This window comes from Sphingomonas sp., assembly GCF_031426035.1.
In the GTDB taxonomy this organism is placed as follows: domain Bacteria; phylum Pseudomonadota; class Alphaproteobacteria; order Sphingomonadales; family Sphingomonadaceae; genus Sphingomicrobium.
Map to the genome: position 1 here is coordinate 1 of NZ_JANPKO010000070.1, position 2111 is coordinate 2111.

General features: G+C 69.6%; 2 protein-coding genes and 1 pseudogene. 1 reads left to right on the forward strand and 2 read right to left on the reverse strand.

Annotated elements, in window-relative coordinates:
- Both RMP08_RS04265 and RMP08_RS04270 read right to left on the reverse strand, forming a co-directional pair.
- Nucleotides 1-336, reverse strand: a pseudogene (locus RMP08_RS04265) (hypothetical protein); the annotation flags it as partial.
- Between the two features lie 20 nt (nucleotides 337-356).
- A complete protein-coding gene (locus RMP08_RS04270) occupies nucleotides 357-1790 on the reverse strand; it encodes a sigma-54 dependent transcriptional regulator (RefSeq protein WP_310467749.1) in 1434 nt (477 codons plus the stop codon).
- 145 nt (nucleotides 1791-1935) lie between these two features.
- Between RMP08_RS04270 and RMP08_RS04275 the strand changes: the two genes are divergently transcribed.
- Entirely contained in the window at nucleotides 1936-2082 is a 147-nt protein-coding gene (locus RMP08_RS04275) for an aa3-type cytochrome c oxidase subunit IV (protein ID WP_310467750.1), read from the forward strand.
- Nucleotides 2083-2111: the final 29 nt, after the last annotated feature.

Consider the following 2111-nt stretch of genomic DNA (forward strand, 5'->3'; position numbering starts at 1 on the left):
GCCCGCGCGCCGGTTGATCGCGTGCAATTGCTTGCCGTCCTCGACCAGCAGCCCGATCGCATCGCCGTCCTCGTCGAACATCCCGCCATTCATCGCGAACGCGACCTGCTTCGCGCGCTTGTCGAGCGCCGCCTCGAGCGCGGCAAAGCTGCGATACGGCCGCCCGTCCGTGCCCGAGGTCCGCACCTCGATCCTGCCGCCTTGGGCCGAGCACACCGTAAACCGGCTGCCCTCGAACACTTGCCGCGCACACGCCGAGCGCGGCGGCTCCGGCGCGGCCGGGGTTTCGGCGCCGCATCCGGCAAGCAGGACGAACAGGAAAAAGGCGCCGCGCATTGGGCGGCAAAACTAGCGGCTCAGGCGGCGGTGTCGATGCCGAGGTCGCCGAGCTTGCGGTACAGCGTCGAGCGGCCGATCCCGAGCCGCCGAGCGACCTCGGTCATGCGCCCGCGGTAATGGCCGATGGCGAGGCGGATGATGTCGGCCTCGATCTCCTCCAGCGGGCGGACATTGCCGTCCTCGCTGTACACCGTGACCGACGGGCCGCCGGTCATCGCCTCCTCGCTGCGCGCGCCGACCTGCGTCGCATAGTCGTTGGACCGCGACGTGAAGCGCGACTGGATCGCGATGTGCGGCAATTGCTCGGCGGTCAGCGCGTCGCCGTCGCACTGGACTCCGGCGCGCAGCAGCACGCTGGCCAGCTGGCGGACGTTGCCCGGCCACCCGTAGCGCATCAAAATCGCAAGCGCGTCATTGCCGATCGACAGCGGCTTGAGCAGCCCCTGGTCGGTGAAGCGCTGGAGCAAATGGCGGGTCAGCGCCGGAATGTCGTCGCTGCGCTCGCGCAGGGGCGGCAAGGTGACGACGGTGGCGCTGACGCGCTCCGCCAGCATGGGGTGGAATTTGTCGGGGAGCGCGCGGGCCGAGGTCGCGACCAGCCGCACGTCGACCGAATTGCTGCCGTTGCAGCCGACCGGGCGCACTTCGCCGGTGGCCAGCACGCGGTCGAGCACTTCCTGGGTTTCGGCCGGCAGCTCGCCGATCTCGTCGAGCACCAAAGTCCCGCCATTGGCTTCGACGATGCGCCCGATCTTTTCGGCGAAGGCGCCGGGGAAGGCGCCTTTCTCATGGCCGAACAATTCGCTGTCGATGATGTTGGCCGGCACCGACTTGCAGTCGACGATGACCAGCGGGCCCTGGGCGCGCAGGCTTGCCGCGTGGATCGCGCGGGCAAAGCTTTCCTTGCCGCTGCCGGGCTCGCCGATGATCAGGATCGGCAGGCGGTTGCGCGCGGCCTTGGCGGCGACCGCCAGCGCGGTGCGGAACGCCGGCCCGGCACCGACCATCTGCTCGAGCGACAGCGCGGGCGCGAGTTTCTCGGACACCGGCGCCAGCTCGCCGGCGGCGCGGCGGCGGTCGGCGTTGGCGGCGAGCGCCTCGAGCAGCCGTTCGGGGGCGACCGGGCGGGCGAGGAAATCGGATGCGCCGGCGCGCATCGCGTCGACCGCGTCGGCCACCGATTGGCCGCCGGCCAGCACGATGATCGGCAATTTGGCGCGGCACCCGCGCATCGCGGCGATCAGGGCGGGACCGCTCTCCTTGTCCCAATTGCCAAGCAGCGCCGCTTGGACTTCGCGGCCGTGGGGGCCTTGCAGCAGCCCGACCGCGCTCTCCGCGCAGGCCGCGCCGAGTACGCTCCAGCCGGCGCGGCTGGCGATCGCGGACACCAGCCGACGCTCGGCCGGATCGGCGTCCACCAGCAGCAATGACCGGGTGATCTGTTCGCGCATGCGCTACTCCTGCGCGCCACTCTATCCCGCGAGATGTAAATTGAGCCTTAAAGCGCGGGGCTGGCCGTGCTGTTTTGCGCTTGGGCCGCGCCGCGCGCCTTGTTATGCACCGCGGCCACGCGACAGCGAACTCAAGGGGAGCACCATGGCAGCCGAGCCCGCCACTACCGACCATAGCCAGCAGATCGAAGCCCATGCCCGCGATTATTCGGGGTTTGTCCGGCTCTTCAAATGGGGCGCGATCCTGTCCTTCATCACCGCGATGGTGGTCATCTTCATCATCAGCAACTGAGCGCCGCGCGGCGCCATGAAGATCGCAGT

Bases quoted from the DNA above. Each gene is read 5' to 3' on its own strand.
- RMP08_RS04270 (WP_310467749.1), bottom strand. From the start codon at position 1,790: ATGCGCGAACAGATCACCCGGTCATTGCTGCTGGTGGACGCCGATCCG.
- RMP08_RS04275 (WP_310467750.1), top strand. From the start codon at position 1,936: ATGGCAGCCGAGCCCGCCACTACCGACCATAGCCAGCAGATCGAAGCC.